Genomic DNA, 19,432 nt, shown 5'->3' on the forward strand with positions numbered 1-19,432 from the left:
CCTAGTAGACGGATCGAAACTATAGAAGATGATCTTGATCGCTGTCATCTGAACAGGCGAACTCATGCCCCTTTGACGAAGAATGTCAATACTTGTCTGATCTAAGCTCCAGATAAGTTTGGGCCTTGCCAAGATCGGAACATCGGTTTGAGATGGCGATCGAACTCGTCTCTGCGAAGGGGCAGACCCGTGTCTCGATCATTGAAGATTCTCACCGCCGTCGTCCTCGGCTTAGGCACGTCCATGGTGGGCCTGGAAGCCCAGGCCGCCGTGGACCCTCTACCACCCAGTGACCGGATAGAGCTCTACCAGCTCGACAGCCCGCTCGGCACCGGACAGTCCCTCCGGGAAAAGGGCTTCGACGTCGTCCAGCAGGAGATCAAGGACGGCAAGGAGCACGTCGAGCTGACCGCCGCCCAGGAGGACCTCGCCGGGCTGAAGAAACTCGGCCTCAAGCCCGAGCCCGTCCGCAACCCCCAGGGCCAGACCCAGCTGGAGGCGGCCAGGGCCCAGGCCGCGAGCGGCTACACCGTCTACAAGTCCTACTCCGAGCCCGGCGGCATCGCCGACCAGCTCAAGGCCATCGCCGACGCCAACAAGGACGTCGTCAAGCTCACCTCCATCGGCAAGTCCGTGAAGGGCCAGGACATCCTCGCCGTCAAGGTGTCCAAGCTGGCCAGGGTGCTGCCCGACGGCCTCAAGCCCGCGGCCCTCTACTCGGCCACCCAGCACGCCCGCGAGTGGATCTCCACCGAGGTGGACATGCGGCTGCTGAAGTACGTGGTCGCGAACAAGAACTCGCTCAGGGACCTGCTCAACAAGACCGAGCTGTGGTTCGTGCCCGTCGCCAACCCCGACGGCTACGACTTCACCTTCACCGAGGGCAACCGCCTGTGGCGCAAGAACCTGCGTGACGTGAACGGCGACGGCCGGATCACCACCGGCGACGGCGTCGACCCCAACCGCAACTTCCCCTCGAACTTCCACTACGACGAGGAGGGCTCCTCCTCCATCCCGAGCAGCGAGACCTACCGCGGCGCCGGCCCGGCCAGCGAGCCGGAGACCAGGGCGATGGACGGGCTGCTGCGCCGCGTCAAGTTCGAGACGCAGCTCAACTACCACTCCTACGGCCCGCTGCTGCTCTACCCGGCCGGCTACCAGATCGCCACCGAGACGGCGGACAACCCGATCTACGAGGCGCTGACCGGTACCGACGCCGAGCCCGCCGTCCCCGGGTACGACCCCGACCTCGGCGCCGAGCTCTACACCACCAACGGCGACACCAACGACCACGCGCACCGCAAGTACGGCACCCTGTCGTGGACGCCGGAGCTGAACGAGGGCTGCGAAGGCTGCGGCTTCGTCTTCCCCGACGACGAGGCGCTGGTGCAGGCGGAGTTCGAGCGGAACCTGCCGTTCGCGCTGGACATCGCCAAGTCCGCGGTCAACCCGGTGGAGCCGGTCAGCCACCTGGGCAACGAGACCCCCGACTTCGTCCTCGACCCCTTCGAGCTCAGCCACGGCCGGACCCAGGTCGTCCAGGTCAACGCCAAGCGCAAGCTCGGCCCGGTGCTGCTCAACTACCGGATCAACGACGGCCGTAAGAGGACCGCGCTGACCAGGGAGTGGCAGGGCGGCGAGCGCTACGGCGGCGGCTACGACCGCTACTACCACTGGATGCGCGGCACGATCACCGGAGCCAGGCCGGGCGACACGGTCGAGGTGTGGTTCACCTCGCTCGGCAAGAAGAGCGAGGAGTTCACGTACAAGGTGTCGACCGACATCGGCGGCAAGGTGCTCGTGCTGGCCGCCGAGGACGTCACGGGCGTCAGCCCCGCCCAGGGCGTGACCGAGGCCAAGTACGCCGACGACTACGTCAAGGCGCTCGACGAGGCCGGTCACAGCTCCGACGTGTACGACGTCGACAAGCAGGGACGCAAGGCCCCGCACCCGCTGGGCGTGCTCAGTCACTACAAGGCGGTGATCTGGGAGACCGGCGACGACATCATCCCCCGCAGCGCGGGACAGGTGCCCGGCACCACCTCCAAGGTGGGCGTGGACACCGAACTGGCCGTCCGCGACTACCTGAACGAGGGCGGCAAGATCATGCACTCGGGCAAGTATCCGTCGTACGCGGCCAACGCCAACGGCTCCTACTTCTACCAGCCCGACCAGCCGGCGCAGCCGGAGTGCGCGGAGCCGAACGACCCGCCGTGCATCCCGGTGTTCAACGACTTCCAGCAGTACTGGCTGGGCGCGTACGTCTTCTTCGACAACGCCGGCAGCGACCCGGCGACGAACCAGCCGTACGGGCTCAACGGCGCGTCCGGCGCGTTCGACGGCTTCACCGGCACGCTGGAGCCCGACATGCACACCAACTCGTTCGTGGCCACCTCGGCGATCCTGCCGGCGGATCAGTTCCCGCTGTTCGCCAGCTCCGCGCCGATCAAGTGGGCTCGGCCCGGCGGCCCGTTCGATCCGCACACCGGCTCGTGGGACGTCTACAGCGGCATCGCCGACGTCTCCTGGAAGCGGCTGACCAAGACCGTCGACCTGACCGGCAAGAGCGCCGGCGACCTGTCGTTCTGGACCTCCTACGACACCGAGGCCGCGTGGGACCACCTGGTCGTGGAGGCGCGCACGGCGGGCGGCGACGACTGGACGACGCTGCCCGACGCCAACGGCCACACCACGCAGGCCACCGGCGACAGCTGCGCGTCCGGGTGGAGCTCGATCCACCCGTTCACCCAGCGCTACCAGGGCCCGAACTGCGAGTCGACCGGCACCTCCGGCGCGTGGCACGCGGCCTCGGGCAACTCCGGCGGCTGGCAGCAGTGGAAGATCGACCTGACTCCGTACGCGGGCAAGCAGGTCGAGCTGTCCATCTCGTACATCAGCGACTGGGGCACCCAGGGCGCGGGGATCTTCCTCGACGACTTCGCGCTCACGCTGGACGGCGCAGTGGCCGAGGAGACCTCGTTCGAGTCCGACCTGGGCGGCTGGGCCGTGGCGGACGCTCCCGAGGGCACCTCGCCGTCGATCAACAACTGGGCCCGTACGGACCAGGTCTTCGAGGAGGGCGGCGGCATCGTCACCAAGGACACGGTCTACCTGGGCTTCGGCGCGGAGAGCGTGACCAGCCAGGAGGCGCGCACCGACCTCGTCAAGCGGTCGATGCGGCACCTGCTGGGCGATCCCCGCTGATCTCCCCCTGACATCCCGCTGATCGCTGAGGGGGGCACGGCACGCGGTGCCGTGCCCCCCTCTTGCGCACATGACCAGAACATGGTTCGGTCGCAGGGAGGCACGGACGACCACGGTTCGCGGGAGGCCATGACATGCGCCAGCACGACAAGCTCTTCATCGGGGGCGAGTGGGTGACCCCTGCGGGCACCGGGACGATCGACGTGATCTCCCCGCACACCGAGGAGGTCGTGGGCCGGGTGCCCGACGGCACGGCCGAGGACGTGGACCGGGCGGTCGCGGCGGCCCGCGAGGCGTTCGACCACGGCCCGTGGCCCCGCCTGACCTTCGCCGAACGAGCCGAGGTGATCGGCAGGCTGGCCGAGATCTACGCCGCCAGACAGGGCGAGATGGCCGCGCTCATCACCGAGGAGATGGGCTCGCCCATCTCCTTCTCCACCCTGGCGCAGGCGCCGCAGCCGCTCGGCATGCTCCAGTACTACGCCGAGTACGGCCGGACCTTCGAGCAGGAGGAGCAGCGGCCCGGCCTGTTCGGGCCGGTGACGGTGCGCAGGGAGCCGGTGGGCGTGGTGGCGGCCGTGGTGCCGTGGAACGTCCCCCAGTTCGTCACGATGACCAAGGTCGCGCCCGCGCTGCTGGCCGGCTGCGCGATCGTGCTCAAACCCGCGCCCGAGACGCCGCTCGACGCCTACCTGCTGGCCGAGATGGCGCAGGAGGCCGGCATCCCGCCCGGCGTGCTCAACATCGTCGCCGCGGGCCGCGACGTGAGCGAGCACCTCGTCTCCCACCGGGGCGTGGACAAGGTGGCGTTCACCGGCTCGACCGCGGCGGGCCGCCGCATCGCCGCGATCTGCGGCGAGCAGCTCAAGCGGGTCAGCCTGGAACTGGGCGGCAAATCGGCCGCCATCTTCCTGGACGACGCCGACCTGCAGGCCAGCATGGGCATGCTGGCCATCGCCTCGCTGATGAACAACGGCCAGGCCTGCGTCGCGCAGACCCGCATCCTGGCCTCGCGCAACCGCTACGAGGAGGTCGTGGAGGCGGTCGCCGCCATGGTCACCTCGCAGCCCGTCGGCGACCCCGCCGACCCGGCCACCGGCATCGGCCCGCTGGTCGCCAAGCGCCAGCAGGAACGTGTCGAGGGCTACATCAAGATCGGCATGGACGAGGGCGCCAAGGTCGTCGTCGGCGGGCTCGACCGGCCCCACGACCGCGGCTGGTACGTCGCGCCGACCGTCTTCGCCGGGGTCTCCAACGACATGCGCATCGCCCGCGAGGAGATCTTCGGCCCGGTGCTGGCGGTCATCCCGTACGAGGACGAGGCCGACGCCGTCCGCATCGCCAACGACAGCGACTACGGCCTGGCCGGAACCGTCTGGACGGCCGACACCGAGCACGGCATGGACGTGGCCCGCCAGGTCCGCACCGGCACGTACGGGATCAACTGCCTCATGCTCGAGAGCAACACGCCCTTCGGCGGCTACAAGGCCAGCGGCATCGGCCGCGAGCTCGGCCCCGAGGGACTGGGCGGCTACCTGGAGTACAAGTCGATCGCGCGACTCGGCTGAGCGTCGGGGCCCCAGGCATCCTGGGGCCCCGACAACCGGATGGCGCCCAGCGAGCCCCCGCAACGCTGGGCGACCGCCCGACTACGAGAAGTCTGTCCTACGTCTACCGCCTCGGCGGTTTCGTACCCCAAAGACTTTCTCCCGGCGGTTTCTATCCATCCGCCATAGGTAGACGTCTCTTACTCAGGAAAAGTTCGAAGAGATCCATTTTCCGATGCGATGGATGAGTTCGGGGGTCGCCGCAGACTCCGCGTGGCCGTACCCGGGCTCGATCCAGAGCTCCTTCGGCTCCCGCGCGCCGTCGTAGAGCTGATGCGCGTGCTCGAGGGGGAAGAACGCGTCGGCGTCGCCGTGCACGATCAGCACCGGCGCGGGTGAGATGAGCGCCACCGCCTCGTACGGCGGCATCGGGATCGGCTCCCACGCCCCGGCGGCGATCCTGGTCCGCTTGGCCACCCTGGCCGCCCAGCGGCCGAACGGCCGCTCGATCGCCCAGTGCACCTGGCGCATCGGCTTGGTGCCCCGGTAGTACCAGCGGGCCGGCCCGCTCACCGCCACCACCGCGTCGGCGCTGCTACGCAGCCCGCCGTGCCGCACCGCCACCGAGGCGCCCATCGAGAACCCCACCACGGCGATCCGGCGATAGCCGATCACCCGGGCATGCCGTACGGCGGCCTCCACGTCGAGGATCTCCCGATCCCCCACGGTGCTCTCGCCGCCCGACCGGCCGTGGCCGCGGAAGTCGAACGCCACCACCCCGCCGTAGCGGCTCAGCACGTGCACGATGCGGCGCGCCGTCCGCTCCCGCCACGATCCCGTGAAGCCGTGCGCCACCACGATCCCCACGTCCCGCCCGCTGGGGCCGGTCGGATCGGTGTGCGCGGCGTCGATGCGCACCCCGTCCTCGGTCCTGAGCATGACGGGGAAGTGTGGTGCGAGCGGCATGATCCGAGCTTATTCCCGACGGCCACGCTCAGCCGGCTCGCCCAGCACCCGCAGCAGCGGCCGGGCCATGGCGTGGTGGTCACGGGCCTCCTGCGGGTCGCCCGCCGCCTCGGCCACCGCGCCCAGGCGGGTCAGCGCCCTGGCCAGCGCCCAGTGGTGCCCGGCCTCCCTGGCCAGCGCCAGCGCTTCCTCGCCGAGTCGCCGCGCCAGCTCCAGCCGCCCCTCCGACAGCGCCAGATCCAGGCGGGCGAGCCGCGCGGTGGCGAGCGCGAGCAGGTCCTCGTGCGCCGAGGCCGCCAGCTCCAGCTCCCACAGGTAGCGCCTGCCCAGCTCGCCGCGCCCGGCACGCAGGCACAGCGTCATGGCCACGGCGTAGGTGAGGCCCAGCCAGGGTGTGTAGGGGTGCCTGCGCTGCTCCTCGACGCTCTCCACCGCCAGCCGCGTGGCCCGGCCCAGCTCCCCGCGCGCCCGCAGCCCGTACGCCAAACCGCCCTTGGCCACGGCGGCGAGCTCGTCGGGGACGGGCGCCAGATCCAGCTCCAGCAGCCGCTCCAGCCAGCCGGCGCTCTCCGCCGGGTCGCCGCGCAGCGTCGCCAGCGCCGCACAGGCCAGCCGCAGCCCGAGCACGACACCACCGGACTCGACGGCCCACCCGATCGCCGCCCGGCACTCGTCGAGCAGCGAGCGCCCCCTGCCGACGTGCGCGGCCCGCTCCGGCCACGGCTGCCGCCGCACCAGCGAACCGGCCTGGTGGCAGTGCTCGAACGCCTCGCAGACCGCCCGCAGGTGCCTGTCGCGCAGCCACACCTCCTCGGCCGCCTCCCGTGACCGCTCTGCGGCGTACTCCTTGACGACGCCGTGCAGGCGGTGGCGGCCGTCGGCCAGGCGCACCACCAGCGCCTTGTCCGCCAGGCCGCGGAGCAGGCCGGGCACCTCCGCCCCGCGCACCAGCCCGCCGTCGGCGCAGACCCGCCCGGCGAGCTCCAGGTCGAACGCTCCGGCGAAGACCGGCAGCCTGCGCAGCAGCACCCGCTCCTTGGGACTGAGCAGCTCGTGGCTCCACTCCAGGACCGCCCAGACGGCACGCGCGCGGCCCGGCACGGCCGGATCCCTGGCGCGCAGCACTCCGTGACGCCCGCCGACCCGCTGGAGCATCCGCGCCGGGGGGATCGAACCGGCGTGCGCGGCGGCCAGTTCGAGCGCCAGCGGCACCCCTTCGAGCAACCGGCACAGCCGCTCGACGTCACCCAGGCGATCGGCCACCTCGCGGGCCCCGGCGGCCGCCGCCCGATCCACGAAGAGCGCCACGGAGTCGGCGTCCGGCCGCCCGTCGCCGGGCAGCGCCAGCGGCGGCACCCGCCACACCAGCTCGCCTGGAACCTGCACCGGCCGCCTGCCGGTGAGCAGGAACCGCAGGCCGGGACAGCGCACGGCCAGCTCGGCGACCAGCTCCGCGCAGCCCTCGCGCAGATGGTCACAGCCGTCGAGCACCAGCAGCCCGTCAGCGGCCGGGTGGACGTCCAGCGCCTCGGCGACCAGGCGCACGATCAACGCCGGGTCGCCGACGCGCCCGAGCTCCACCACGTTGGCACGTTCCAAGCCGGCGACCTGGGCGGCCAGCCGGGTCTTGCCGATGCCGCCCGGTCCGATGAGCGTGATCACCCGCTCGTCGCGGATCAGCGCCCGCAGCTCGGCCACGTCGCGCTCGCGCCCGACGAGACGCCCAGCGGCGAACGGCACGCCCGCGCCGCCCCTGCCGGTCGCGGAAGGATCAGACACATGGCCAGTTTCCACTGGTCCGAGGCTCGCTGCGACCGCTTTGCCGAAGCGCGTCACCAGGCCGTCTGAGGTCGGCGACGCCCAGCACCATCCGGACGCGGGACTCCTCCGCCGCGCGCACGGCCGCGCGCAGATCGGTGATCATGAGGCGGGCGCGGCTGCCGCGGATCCGCTCCCGCAGCCCGGCCTCCTCCAGCTCGGGCGGGACCGGGCAGGCGATGCCGCCCACGGCGATCACCGCGTCGGTCGCCACCAGCAGGTCGGGGCCGACGGGCAGGCAGATGAGCACCGTGTCACCGGGACGCACCCCCCGGCGGCGCAGCAGGATGCTCGCGGCGGCGGACCGCTCGTCCAGCTGCCGCTCGGTGATGGCCAGGCCGGTGCCCGAGTCGACCATGACGATGCGCTCATCCATGGCGACCACGCTAGGCACGACCGTCTGGTGCGTACATCGGGCGGATTATGCAGATCCCTATGCAGAAAGACTGCCCATGCAGTAGCTCCGCACGCACAAGCTCCGCACGCACAAGCTCCGCACGTACAAGCTCCTCACGCGGAGGGCGCCCGATGCTCCGAGGCCCACACGGCGATCTGCGCCCGTGAGGTGTAGCCGAGTTTCTCCATGATGTTGGCGATGTGGCGGGCCACCGTCGCCGGGCTGATCACCAGCTCCCCGGCGATGGCCCGGTTGGACAGCCCGCGGGTGAGCAGGGCCGCGACCTCGTGCTCGCGGGCGGTCAGCAGGGAGTGCCTGCTCGGCTCCGTGACAGCCGGGCCGGTCGGCGCCGCCGGTCGCGCGCCCTCCAGGACGTGCCGGACGACCTCGTCGGGGCCCATCGCCCGCCCCCGCGACCAGAGCGAGGTGGTGCGGCCCTCGCCGAGCTTGGCGCGCGCCCGGCCGAGCAACTCCTCGATCCGCTGGCCGGCGGACCGCTGGCCGATCGACTCGCGCAGCGCGGCCGCGGCGGCGGCGGCCAGCACCGCGCCGTCCAGGTCGCCCTCGCCCTCGGCCAGCACCGACAGCCCCACCAGGCACCGGGCCACGCCCTGTCGCTGCCCGGTCCGCCTGCTCAGCGCGAGGCTCTCCGCCAGCCGCGCCCTGGCCGCCGCGAACTCCGCCAGCATCGCCGCGACCCTGCCGCCCATGGCCAGGCAGCGCGCCAGCTCCACCCCGCCGGGCAGCTCCCGCAGCCAGGAGACGGCCGTCTCGTAGTGGGCCATGGCCGTCACCAGGTCGCCGCGGGCCTCGGCCACGGCGCCGAGCTGGGTCGCGCACCTGGACATGATCCACCGGTGGCCGTGCTCGCGCGCTCGCGCCAGTGCCTCCTCGCCGTGCCGCTGAGCCTCGCGCAGCCTGCCCCGGGTCAGCGCCACCGCCGACAGCCCGGCCAGCCCCACCGCCTCGTTCCAGGCGTCGCCGGTGGCCGTGGCCAGCGTCAGGCCCTGCTGGGCGTGCCCGAGCGCCTCGTCGGCGCGGCCGGTGCGCAGCAGCACCGTGGCGATGAGGCTGTGCATGACACAGCGCTGGAACGGGTCCCGCAGGCCGCCCATACTCTGGAACGCGTACTCGAGCGATCGGCCCAGCTCGTCCCTGGCCTCCAGCCCGTAGGCCAGACAGCCCCTGGCCTGGGCGAGCTGCTCCTCCGTCACCCGCGTCAAATCCTGGCGGAGCAGGCGTTCGAGGCAGGCCACGGTCTCCATCGGGTTGCCGCTCACCGGCAGCAGGCCGGTGCTGGTGAAGCACAGCCGCAGGCCCAGGGGCACGTTGCCGGACTCGACCGCCCAGTCCAGCGCGGCCCGCAGGTTGTCGATCAGGCCCCAGCTCCTGGTCAGCGCCGCCAGCCTGCGCGGCCACGACACCCCGGCGTCGACCACCTCGACGGCGAAGTGGCGCTCCTGCAGCTCGCACAGGACGCTCAGATGGCGCTCGCGCACGGCCTCCCGCTCGGCCGCCTCCGCGAGCCGCTCGGCCGCGAACCGCCGGATGGTCTGCAGCAGCCGGTAGTGGCTCCGGTCCTCGTCGTAGAGCACCAGCGACTTGTCGATCAGGCCGCCCAGCAGGTCGACGATCTCCGCCTCGGAAATGGGCGGCTCGGCGCAGACCCGCTCGGTCAGGCGCAGGTCGAACGGCCCGGCGAACACCGACAGCCTGCGCAGCAGCACCTGCTCCCCGGCCGACAGCAGGCCATGGCTCCACTCGACGGCGGCGAGCAGGGTGCGCTGCCTGGCCGGGGCGGTGCGTTCGCCGGTGGTGAGCAGCGAGAAGCGGTCGTCGATGCGATCGGCGATCTGCCCGGGGCTGAGCAGGCTGGTGCGCGCCGCGGCCAGCTCCAGCGCCAGGGGCAGCCCGTCCAGCGCCCTGCACAGCCGTACGACGTCAGGAAGGCTGTCCGGGCCCAGTCTGGTGCCCGCCGCGGCGGCCCGCTCCAGGAAGAGGCGTACGGACTCCGCGTCGGACACGGCGTCGGACCCTGCGTCGGACCCTGCGTCGGACCCGCCGCCCTCCGGCAGGTCGAGCGGCGGGACCCGCCAGACGAGCTCGCTGGCGATGCGCAGCGGCTCCCTGGTGGTGGCCAGGACGGCGAGCTCCCCGCAGGACGCGACGAGCGTGGCGGCCACGTCGGCGCACTCGTCGATCAGGTGCTCGCAGTTGTCCAGCAGCAGCAGGCAGGGGCCGTCGCCCAGCCGGGCCACCAGGGTGTCGAGCAGCGGCCGGCCGGCCTCCTCGCGCACGCCGAGCACCCTGGCGATCTCCTCGACCACCAGCTCGGGACGGGTGATCCGGGCCAGCTCGATCAGCCAGACGCCCTGGGGATAGCGAGGCCCGCCCCTGGCGGCGACCTGTAAGGCCAGCCGGGTCTTGCCGATGCCGCCGACCCCGCACAGGCTCACCACCCGCGCCCGGCCGAGCAGCCGGCACAGCTCGTCGACGTCGCGCTCCCGGCCGACGAACCGGTTGGGCTCGACGGGCAGGTTGTGCCGGGGGAAATCACGCATGTGGTCACCCTGCGTCGCGGAAGGATCACACTCTCCCACAGTGTCGCACTTTTCCCGTCGCACTTCTCACCCGACGAGTGAGCTGACCACGGCCCTTTCGTCCACCACGCGGAGCGCCGGGGTGCCCACCAGGCGCCTGGCCAGCTCGTAGGGGGCGACCGCGATGGTGGCCCCGTGCTCGTGGGCGAGCACCCGGCAGCCGATCAGCGTCGGCTCGTGCGCGATCACGACGTGCGCCCCTGACATCAGCGCCGCGTCCAGCAGCCGCAGCCCCTTGAACACGTCGCCGACCGCGGCCAGCACCACGTCGTCCTTGCCGACCACCAGCCGGGCGACCAGCTTGCGCAGATCGCCGGCCAGCTCGTCATGATCGAAGATCCGATGGCCGTCGAGCGTCAGCGCGGGACCCGCCAGCGGCCCGAACTCCACCGTGGCCTCCCCCAGCAGATCGGCGAACGGAACCGCGCCCGCGGCCGACTCCACGGCGAACACATGCTGAACTTCCGCCGCCGACGTGTCGCGACCCCGATGGGTGATCATCATCCGGGCCTCGCCGGAGGAGCCCAGCACCGCGACCCCGCCGGCCCAGGCCACCGCGTGGACCGCGACGGGCAGGGCCGCGCCGAGCGGCAGATCGACCAGGACCCGGTCACGGTAACGCAGGCCGTAACGGCGCAGCCCCGCCGCGGCGTGCGTGACCCGCCTGGCGAAGGCGGCGTACGACAGCATGCCGCCGGTCCTGACATCGCTCACGGCCGGCTGTTCCCCCCGCATCGCTGCCGAGCCCATGACCAGCTCTGTCCACGTCATGCCGGTCAATCTAGGGATCCCGGCCCTTCCTGCCATGCGCACAAATGCGTATCAGGATATGTAGGAGGGCTCCCTCAGTGATGTGCAGACCCGGTCTCGCTCCTCCCATCAGACGGGATCAACTAGACTTAATAGCGCCGCGACTTCGCGCGGTCGCCTCCACGAACACAGAGCGAGACCTCATCATGCCTTTGAACAGCCGCGACGACCTGCGGAACATCGCGATCATCGCGCACGTCGACCATGGCAAGACCACGCTCGTCGACGCCATGCTCTGGCAGTCCGGGGCATTCCGCGCGAACCAGGACGTGGACGACCGCGTCATGGACTCCAACGACCTCGAACGCGAGAAGGGCATCACCATTCTCGCGAAGAACACCGCCGTCCAGCACAGCGGCATGACCATCAACATCATCGACACCCCGGGCCACGCCGACTTCGGCGGCGAGGTCGAGCGCGGCCTGTCCATGGTCGACGGCGTGGTGCTGCTGGTGGACGCCTCCGAGGGCCCGCTGCCGCAGACCCGTTTCGTGCTGCGCAAGGCGCTGTCCGCCAAGATGCCGGTCATCCTGTGCATCAACAAGGTGGACCGGCCCGACGCGCGCATCGCGGAGGTGGTGGACGAGGTCTACGAGCTCTTCATCGACCTCGACGCCACCGAGGAGCAGATCGACTTCCCGATCATCTACGCCTCGGCGAAGGCCGGCCGCGCGTCCCTGGCCCGCCCGGACAACGGCGGCATGCCGGACGCCGAGGACCTGGAGCCCCTGTTCGACATCATCAAGTCGACGATCCCGGCGCCGCTCTACGACCCCAACGCGCCGCTGCAGGCGCACGTCACCAACCTCGACGCCTCCTCCTACCTGGGCCGCATCGCGCTGTGCCGGATCCACCAGGGCGTGCTGCGCAAGGGCCAGCAGGTGGCCTGGTGCCGCACCGACGGCTCGATCCAGAAGGTCAAGATCACTGAGCTGCTCATGACCGAGGCGCTGGAGCGCAAGCCCGCCGAGCAGGCCAGGCCGGGCGACATCATCGCCATCGCCGGCATCCCCGACATCATGATCGGCGAGACGCTGGCCGACCCGGACGACCCGCGCCCGCTGCCGCTCATCACCGTCGACGAGCCCGCCATCTCGATGACCATCGGCACCAACACCTCGCCGCTGGTCGGCAAGGCCAAGGGCTCCAAGGTCACCGCCCGCATGGTCAAGGACCGCCTGGAGAAGGAGCTCGTCGGCAACGTCTCGCTGCGCATCCTGCCCACCGAGCGTCCCGACACCTGGGAGGTGCAGGGCCGAGGTGAGCTGGCGCTGGCCATCCTGGTCGAGCAGATGCGCCGCGAGGGCTACGAACTGACCGTCGGCAAGCCCCAGGTCGTCACCAAGCTCGTCGACGGCAAGGTGCACGAGCCCGTGGAGCGCCTCACCGTCGACTGCCCCGAGGAGTATCTCGGCGCCATCACCCAGCTCCTCGCCGTCCGCAAGGGGCGCATGGAGCACATGACCAACCACGGCACCGGCTGGATCCGGATGGAGTTCGTGGTGCCGGCGCGCGGGCTGATCGGCTTCCGCACCGAGTTCCTCACCGAGACCCGCGGCACCGGTCTGGTGCACCACGTCTTCGAGGCCTACGAGCCGTGGTTCGGCGAGCTCCGCACCCGTAACAACGGCTCCCTGGTCGCCGACCGGTCCGGGCCCGTCACCCCGTTCGCCATGCTCAACCTGCAGGAGCGCGGCACGCTGTTCGTGGCGCCGACCACCGAGGTGTACGAAGGCATGATCGTCGGCGAGAACTCCCGCGCCGACGACATGGACGTGAACATCACCAAGGAGAAGAAGCTCACCAACATGCGCTCCTCCACCAGCGAGGAGACCGAGAAGGTGATCCCGCCGCGCAGCCTGTCGCTGGAGCAGGCGCTGGAGTTCATCCGCGAGGACGAGTGCGTGGAGATCACTCCGGACGCGGTGCGCATCCGCAAAGTGGTGCTCGACGCCGCCGTCCGCGGTCGCGCCACCGCCCGCGCCAAGCGCGCCTGACCGGACACCGGCAAAGGCCCCGGTAAAAGCTCTGGTAAAAGGTCCCTCGCTCGACCCTGGGTCGCGCGGGGGACCTTTCGCTGTCAGCGGCGAAGTTTTACCTGTCTGTCATCGCTCGGTCACGCTCCGCCATGGCGGATCCGGGCAACCCCATGGACCATCAAGAGTATGGGCAAGCTGCGGACTGTCCTGGCGTTCGCGCTGGCTGTCGTGTCGGCGGCGGCCATCGCCTGGTGCGCCGTGGCGGCCCGGCCCGTGCCCCTGCCCGCCGCCCCGGCCCCGCCGGCGGAGACCCGGCCCTGGGATCGGTCCGGCGCGCGCGCCACGGTGGAGCACGGCCGGGAGGCCACCACGGAGGTGACGCTGGCCAGAGCCCGCCCGGCCGACCTCGGCCCCGTGCCTGACGGGCGGCTGGACGAGGAGCAGCTGCAGGTGCGGGTGACGATCGTGCACCGGCTGGGGATGGCCGAGACCGACGGTCTCGCCGCGGCGCTGCGGGAGGGTGACCGGTTCCCGCAGCAGATCCGGGCCTTCACCGATCATGGGTTCGGCGCGGTCAAGGTGGACGGCGCCACGCTGGCTCCGGCCATCCGGCTGCCCCCCGTGCTCACCACCTCGGCGGGCCGGACGACGGCACGGTTCACGATCAACCTGCTCCGGCAGGTCGAGCCGGGCGACCTGCTCAGGATCGACTTCAACGCGCCCACGGCCAGACCCCCGCTGATCGCCGACCGGCGGGTGACGCTGCTGCCGGGCGAGTGGACCGTGCTGAGGGCGGTGTCGATCGAGCCTGACCGGGAGGAGCGGGAGCGGCTGGAGTTCACCGTGGGGCCGGAGCCGGCGAGCGTGACGCTGGCGCAGGACTCCCACGGGTTCCCGGACGTGCCCAAGGAGGACGACTTCTCCTGGACGACCGCGCTCGACGTGCTCACCGCCCTGGTGCTGGTCGTGTTCGTGCTGCGTGCGCTGGGCACGCGCTGGTGGCGGCGGCCGCCCAACCGCGAGCTGGTCGCCGGGCTCGCGCTGACCGCTCCCGCGCTACTGGTCTCGATCGTCGCCGGGGACTCGGAGCTGCTCGCGTACGTGATGCTGTTCGGCGCCGTGCCCGCGCTGATGCTGCGGCACGCGAGCAGGCTGCTGCCGACCGGCCCCGGCTGGACGGCGCACGACGTGCTCGTGGCGACGGGCGTGGGCGTGCTGGTGGCCCTGGGCATGCTGACGTGGTCCTTTCTGTACGGCCAGCTCCCCGCCCGGACGCTGCTGCTCGGCGGCGCGGTGGCGACGGTCGCCGCGGCGGGGTCGGCGGTGGCGTTCAGCGTGGACCTCAGGGTCCGGGTCGTGGCGGTGCGGCTGGCCGCGCTGGCGGCCGGGTCGGCGATCGGGCTGCTGGCGCTGGCGCTGTGGGTCAAGGCGTTGCTGACCGGGGCGTACCCTCCTGACAGCGTCCGGCTGATGCTGGCGTTCGGGTGGGCGCTGACCCCGGTCGCGGCCGTGGCGGTGACCACCAAGCAGTGGACGCGCGGCGCGACCGTGGTCGCCGTGCTCGTCAGCCTGCTGGTGCAGGGCTGGCCCACGGACTGGTTGGACGCCGGGTCGTGGAGCCGGCCCGTGCCGGGCCAGGAGATGCCGGCGATCGGCGAGCTGGAGCTCACCCCGCTCGTGCGCGGCGTGCTGGGCCTGCTGCTGCTCGGCTTCCTGCTGCTGGTGCTGCGGCTCAGGCGGCTCGGCTCCGAGCGGGACGAGACGCACGGCTCCGCCGCCGAGTCGACGATGATCATCTGCTTGATGGTGGTCTACCTGACGCCCACGGGCAGCGCCATCCTGGCCGACATCGACGTGCCACTGCCGATGCTGTCGATCACCTCGATCGTGGCCTGGGCGACGGCCCTGTGGCTGCTGGACCGCCCGCACCCGGCGATGGTCGAGCCCGGCGATCAGGAGGAGCACCGCGAGCTCGTCCGGGCCGCCCTGCACAGAAGGTTGCTGCTCGTCTCGGAGCAGGAGCTCTATCGCGCCGGACGGGGCAAGATCGGCCAGGGTGAGCTTGCTGTGGCCGACTTCGACGGTCAGCGGCACGAGCTGGAGGAGGCGCTGCGGCGGCACGGCGGCCGTCCGGAGACGGCGTTCGCCACGGCGGCGGGCTGCACGCCCTGGCGCAACGGGGTGCACGCGTTCGTCGTCAGCGTGCTGCTCAGCCTGCCGTTCCTGTACGTGTACGGGCTGCCCACCGGGGTGGACCTGAGCAGTTTCATGTTCGAGGCGCGGTCCCTGATCGCGCTGCCCGCCTTCGGCTTCCTGTTCGGCTACTTCTACCCGCGTGTCCGGGGCACCCAGCCCATGACCAAGGCGCTGCACCTCATGGTGGCGGCGCTGGCCACCGAGCTGTCCGGCTACGTGTCGACGCTGGTCGAGCCGGACCTGGGCGCGCACGTCAAGGTGCAGGTGGTGGCCATCGTGGTGGGCGAGGCGGCGCTGGTCTCGATCGGCCTGGGCCTCTTCTGGGAGTGGCGCATCATGCACCTGGCCGGGGAGCCGTGGGCCCGGGTACGCAGCCTGCGCAGTCTGCGGAGCCTGGCGACGCCCATGCTGGCCGTGGTCATCGCCGCCTCCACCACGGTCGCCACGTCGGCCGCGGGGCAGACGGTGGACCGGATACTCAAGGGCGATCGGGGGTCCTCTCAGCGGCCCTGAGGCCCCCGCGCGAGGACGACGAAGTCGTCACCGGCGAACCTGATCCCGTATCCCTGGCCCTGGAGGGCGTCGACCCGCGCCCGCTGCTCGGCCAGGCTCTGGAAGGGGAACGTCTTGCGGCCGATGTCGGCCACCACCCAGGGCGCCCAGCGGGGTGTCCGATCCCACAGCAGCACCGTGCTCCGGCCGGACAGCGCCGGGGCGAGGTTGTTGGCCGCCTCCACCAGCGCCCCGTCCGGCACCACCGCCACGGCTGCCGCCGCCGCCCGTTCGCGCCGGTCGTGGCCGTAGAGGCCGGGGTCGGCGAGGGCCGACAGGGAGAAGAACGGCACGGTGGCCATGGCGAAGGCCAGCACGCCGGCCGCCCACCAGCGCACCGCCCGCTCGGAGCCCGTACGGAAGCGGCGGACGCCGTCGACGCCCGCCGCGAGGATCACCACGACGACGAAGGCGTTGTAGTGGTGATCAGGCACCCACCAGTTGGGGAAGGAGCTGGCCAGCATCCGCTCCGCGAGCAGCGGCACGGCCATGAGGACGAGCGGGGACAGCAGGGCGGCCAGCAGGGTGAGGCCGAGCAGCAGGCCCAGCGTGACCAGCTTGACCGGCGGCGTGCCGAGCTGGGCGACGACCGCGACCGGGTCGGCCAGCGCGTTGCGCGCGGCGGACGCCGGGTCCGGCCCGATGGCCCCGTAGGCCCAGTAGTAGTCGGACCGGCCGCCGAAGGCCGGGATGAGCACCTGGGACGCCAGCCAGGTGGAGGCCAGGCCGCCCGCCACGAACGCCCCGCCCATGAGCCGCCGGCCGTGCCGGGTGAGCAGGACCAGCCCGAACCCGGCGACCAGCAGCCCCATGTCCTCCTTGACGCACAGCAGGCCGAACGTGGCCAGTCCGACGCCGAGCCGGCCGCCGGCCTGCCACCGTTCGAGGAGCACGGCGCTGAGCAGCGGCACGAAGGCGACCTCGTGGAAGTCGAACGCCACCGCCTCCACCACCGGCCAGGACAGGCTGTAGGCGATGGCCGTGACGTGCGCGACGCCGGCGCCGAGCGCCCTCCTGGCGAAGACCCACAGCGGGATCGCGGCCACCGCCAGCAGGACCGCCTGGGCCACCAGCAGCGTCTGCGGCCCGTCGTAGACCCAGTAGAGCGGCGCCAGGAGGGCCAGGATCGGCGACCAGTGATCGCCGAGCACCGTGAAGCCGGGGCCGAAGTCGTTGTGCACGCCCTTGACGATGGCGACGGGCAGGTCGAAGTGCGAATAGGACCGTACGGCCTGATCGAAGATCACCAGATCGTAGGCGCTCGCCTCGAAGTCGGCTAATCGCAGCAGCGACAGCGCGCCGTAGGCGATCGCCGACACGCACACCACGACCGCGAGGACCGCCCGCTCTCGACTCACGCCCCAAGAGTCCCAACAATCCCGGCATAGCGCACATTGCTCAGCGGCGGGGCAGCTCGCTTCCCCTGACGTGCGCGCAGAGCCACTCGATCAGCGGGGCGTAGTCGCGCCAGCTGTCGCGCACCCGGTCGGCGACCTCCGGGGTGTGCACCCAGGACTCCGGCTCGAAGCGGCTGCCCGCGTGGAGGGAGCGGTGGCGCAGCAGGTCGAGGCGGGGATGGTCGTCGGGGACACCGCGTGGCCGGGTCTTGAGCCGGTCACCGGAGACCTCGTGGCCGACGGCGCGGAGCGCGGCGACGATCGCTTCGAGCGGTTTGCCGGACAGGTCCTCGTCGACGGCCGCCCGATAGCGGGCCACCTGGTCGGCGGCCTGCGAATAGACGCCGCCCGCGGTGTAGAGGCCGGCCGCGCTCACCTCGACGTAGAGGCCGATGCCGGGCATCCGCTCGACGAAGGCGCCCTGGTGGGTCTTGTAGGGCGACTTGTCCTTGGCGAAGCGGACGTCGCGGTAGGGCCTGAAGAGCTGGGCCTGGCCGAACTCGGCGGCCAGCTCCTCGGTCAGGGCCAGCATCGGGGCCCGCACCGCCTCTTCGTAAAGGTGCTTGTGCCGGGTGAAGTAGGTCTTGGAGTTGTCCGCCTCAAGACCTTCGTAGAAGACGAACGCGTCGTCGGGGATGCCGGTGAAACCCATGTCGTAAGGGTGCCACGCGTCACCGACGATCCTCGGCCAGGGGCGCCCTGATGTCGTCCTCATACTTCTTGCCGGGTTCGGGCCACCGGCCGTACAGCTCACTGACGGTGGCGAAGGCGTACCCCTTGCGGGTGAGCCGGTCGAGCAGGTCGGGGATGGCCTTGACCGTGGTGCGGTGGATGTCGTGCATGAGCACGATGGAGCCCGGCTCGGCCTTCGCCCCCCGCCGGGCGACGACGGCGGGCACCCGGTCGCGCCAGTCGAAAGTGTCGACGTTCCACAGGATCTGCGCCTGCCCCCGGCGGCGGGTCAGCGCGGCGACGCGGCGGTCGGTGGACCCGTACGGCGGGCGCATGAGCCGCATCCGGACCCCGGTCAGCGCTCTCACCACCTGGTCGGTGCGCCGCAGCTGACGCCTGATCCGGTGCTTCGGCAGGGTGGTGAGCTGCCGGTGGCTCCAGCTGTGGTTGCCCAGCTCGTGGCCGTCCGCCACCATCTGGCGCACCCGCTCGGCGCCCCGGCCGGCGGCGACCATCTCGCCCACGACGAAGAAGGTCGCCTTGACCTCGCGAGCGCGCAGGACGTCCAGCAGCCGGCCCGTGTGCCGGCCGGGACCGTCGTCGAAGGTCAGCGCCACGCAGCCGGTCCTGTCGCAGTCCAGGCGGCGCGGCTCCGGCCAGTCGGGCTGCATGGCTTCGAGCCGCTTGGCCAGCGTCTCAGGGTCCGGGGCCGGCCGCGGGGGCGCCGACTCGACGTACGTGAAACCTCCGGCGGCGCAGCCCGCCAGCGCCAGCAACGCCGGCGACACCACCCACACCCGCATGTCGCCCCCACGCACGCGGGGTCACGGATAGTCCTGGACCCGATCCCCCCGCAGCTCCTTGGCCAGGTCGTCCCACCATGATGGGATATCCGCCTGCAACTCTGTGTAACGACGCGCCACTCTTGTGGCACATCCGGCCGGATCCGTGCCGAGATGGCGGCGTTGCACCGCACCTTCGTGCCATCGGTAGAAGCCGTCCCGGTAACGCACGACCAATCCGATCCACACCGACAGGGTCGCGCCATCCCCGAGCTCGTAGGCGCTGGTCACCCCCAGAGCCTGCAGCTCCACCTGGAGCTTCTCCGTCGCCGCGCGGGACTCACTCACCCGCCACCCCCTGCCGACGATGCGTCGCACACCTGAGGGTGTACCCACCCACGGGCCTCAACCGTCAAGGACATTATTTGACTTCTCCCCGCCATGCATGGCGGGGTTCTCCCCTTCTCACGGCGGGGTGTTCACTGCTGCTTCTACGCCGCATGCGCGGTGGA

13 protein-coding genes are annotated in these 19,432 nt (G+C 71.5%); 4 read left to right on the forward strand and 9 right to left on the reverse strand.

Annotated elements, in window-relative coordinates; translation table 11 throughout:
- Positions 1-189 precede the first annotated feature (189 nt).
- Both ACIBQX_RS15845 and ACIBQX_RS15850 read left to right on the forward strand, forming a co-directional pair.
- On the forward strand, positions 190-3,204 hold the full coding sequence (locus ACIBQX_RS15845; protein ID WP_397004889.1) for a M14 family zinc carboxypeptidase: 3,015 nt from the start codon (positions 190-192) through the stop codon (positions 3,202-3,204).
- Positions 3,205-3,338: 134 nt separating this feature from the next.
- Entirely contained in the window at positions 3,339-4,772 is a 1,434-nt protein-coding gene (locus tag ACIBQX_RS15850; protein ID WP_397004891.1) for an aldehyde dehydrogenase, read from the forward strand.
- A 183-nt stretch (positions 4,773-4,955) separates the two neighbouring features.
- Here ACIBQX_RS15850 and ACIBQX_RS15855 read toward each other — a convergent pair whose 3' ends face one another.
- From ACIBQX_RS15855 to ACIBQX_RS15875, 5 genes are all read right to left on the reverse strand, one after another.
- Positions 4,956-5,717, reverse strand: coding sequence for an alpha/beta hydrolase (locus ACIBQX_RS15855; RefSeq protein WP_397004893.1), 762 nt, complete (start codon positions 5,715-5,717; stop codon positions 4,956-4,958).
- Positions 5,718-5,726: 9 nt separating this feature from the next.
- The gene (locus ACIBQX_RS15860) at positions 5,727-7,496 is read right to left on the reverse strand and encodes an ATP-binding protein (protein WP_397004895.1); all 1,770 of its coding nucleotides are present in this window, start codon (positions 7,494-7,496) and stop codon (positions 5,727-5,729) included.
- Entirely contained in the window at positions 7,489-7,911 is a 423-nt protein-coding gene (locus tag ACIBQX_RS15865) for an AMP-binding protein (RefSeq protein WP_397004897.1), read from the reverse strand. Before ACIBQX_RS15865 ends, ACIBQX_RS15860 begins: the two co-directional genes overlap by 8 nt.
- Before the next feature lie 134 nt (positions 7,912-8,045).
- Positions 8,046-10,493, reverse strand: coding sequence for a LuxR C-terminal-related transcriptional regulator (locus ACIBQX_RS15870; RefSeq protein WP_397004898.1), 2,448 nt, complete (start codon positions 10,491-10,493; stop codon positions 8,046-8,048).
- A 66-nt stretch (positions 10,494-10,559) separates the two neighbouring features.
- The gene (locus tag ACIBQX_RS15875) at positions 10,560-11,303 is read right to left on the reverse strand and encodes an AMP-binding protein (RefSeq protein ID WP_397004899.1); all 744 of its coding nucleotides are present in this window, start codon (positions 11,301-11,303) and stop codon (positions 10,560-10,562) included.
- Positions 11,304-11,488: 185 nt separating this feature from the next.
- Here ACIBQX_RS15875 and typA point away from each other — a divergent pair, with 185 nt between their 5' ends.
- The gene (gene typA, locus ACIBQX_RS15880; RefSeq protein ID WP_397004900.1) at positions 11,489-13,339 is read left to right on the forward strand and encodes a translational GTPase TypA; all 1,851 of its coding nucleotides are present in this window, start codon (positions 11,489-11,491) and stop codon (positions 13,337-13,339) included.
- A 168-nt stretch (positions 13,340-13,507) separates the two neighbouring features.
- Positions 13,508-16,030: a hypothetical protein gene (locus tag ACIBQX_RS15885; protein WP_397004901.1), complete on the forward strand. Its 2,523-nt coding sequence runs from the start codon at positions 13,508-13,510 to the stop codon at positions 16,028-16,030.
- Here ACIBQX_RS15885 and ACIBQX_RS15890 read toward each other — a convergent pair.
- Genes ACIBQX_RS15890 through ACIBQX_RS15905 form a run of 4 tightly spaced genes read right to left on the reverse strand, consistent with a single transcriptional unit; the run spans position 16,018 to position 19,298 of the window.
- Positions 16,018-17,427, reverse strand: a complete 1,410-nt coding sequence (locus ACIBQX_RS15890; RefSeq protein ID WP_397004902.1) for a DUF2079 domain-containing protein — start codon at positions 17,425-17,427, stop codon at positions 16,018-16,020. The two genes, ACIBQX_RS15885 and ACIBQX_RS15890, sit on opposite strands and share 13 nt — an antisense overlap.
- A gap of 40 nt (positions 17,428-17,467) precedes the next feature.
- Positions 17,468-18,118, reverse strand: coding sequence for a DUF2461 domain-containing protein (locus ACIBQX_RS15895; RefSeq protein WP_397004903.1), 651 nt, complete (start codon positions 18,116-18,118; stop codon positions 17,468-17,470).
- Positions 18,119-18,137: 19 nt separating this feature from the next.
- Positions 18,138-18,941 (reverse strand): polysaccharide deacetylase family protein, encoded by an 804-nt coding sequence (locus tag ACIBQX_RS15900; RefSeq protein WP_397004904.1) that lies wholly within the window; start codon positions 18,939-18,941, stop codon positions 18,138-18,140.
- 21 nt (positions 18,942-18,962) lie between these two features.
- Positions 18,963-19,298: a hypothetical protein gene (locus ACIBQX_RS15905; RefSeq protein ID WP_397004905.1), complete on the reverse strand. Its 336-nt coding sequence runs from the start codon at positions 19,296-19,298 to the stop codon at positions 18,963-18,965.
- Between the last annotated feature and the right edge of the window lie 134 nt (positions 19,299-19,432).

This window comes from Nonomuraea sp. NPDC049714 (genome assembly GCF_044465295.1).
Classification (GTDB): Bacteria; Actinomycetota; Actinomycetes; order Streptosporangiales; family Streptosporangiaceae; genus Nonomuraea.

Bases quoted from the DNA above. Each gene is read 5' to 3' on its own strand.
- ACIBQX_RS15850 (WP_397004891.1), top strand. From the start codon at position 3,339: ATGCGCCAGCACGACAAGCTCTTCATCGGGGGCGAGTGGGTGACCCCT.
- ACIBQX_RS15855 (WP_397004893.1), bottom strand. From the start codon at position 5,717: ATGCCGCTCGCACCACACTTCCCCGTCATGCTCAGGACCGAGGACGGG.
- ACIBQX_RS15865 (WP_397004897.1), bottom strand. From the start codon at position 7,911: ATGGATGAGCGCATCGTCATGGTCGACTCGGGCACCGGCCTGGCCATC.
- ACIBQX_RS15870 (WP_397004898.1), bottom strand. From the start codon at position 10,493: ATGCGTGATTTCCCCCGGCACAACCTGCCCGTCGAGCCCAACCGGTTC.
- ACIBQX_RS15875 (WP_397004899.1), bottom strand. From the start codon at position 11,303: ATGACGTGGACAGAGCTGGTCATGGGCTCGGCAGCGATGCGGGGGGAA.
- typA (WP_397004900.1), top strand. From the start codon at position 11,489: ATGCCTTTGAACAGCCGCGACGACCTGCGGAACATCGCGATCATCGCG.
- ACIBQX_RS15885 (WP_397004901.1), top strand. From the start codon at position 13,508: ATGGGCAAGCTGCGGACTGTCCTGGCGTTCGCGCTGGCTGTCGTGTCG.
- ACIBQX_RS15895 (WP_397004903.1), bottom strand. From the start codon at position 18,118: ATGGGTTTCACCGGCATCCCCGACGACGCGTTCGTCTTCTACGAAGGT.
- ACIBQX_RS15900 (WP_397004904.1), bottom strand. From the start codon at position 18,941: ATGCGGGTGTGGGTGGTGTCGCCGGCGTTGCTGGCGCTGGCGGGCTGC.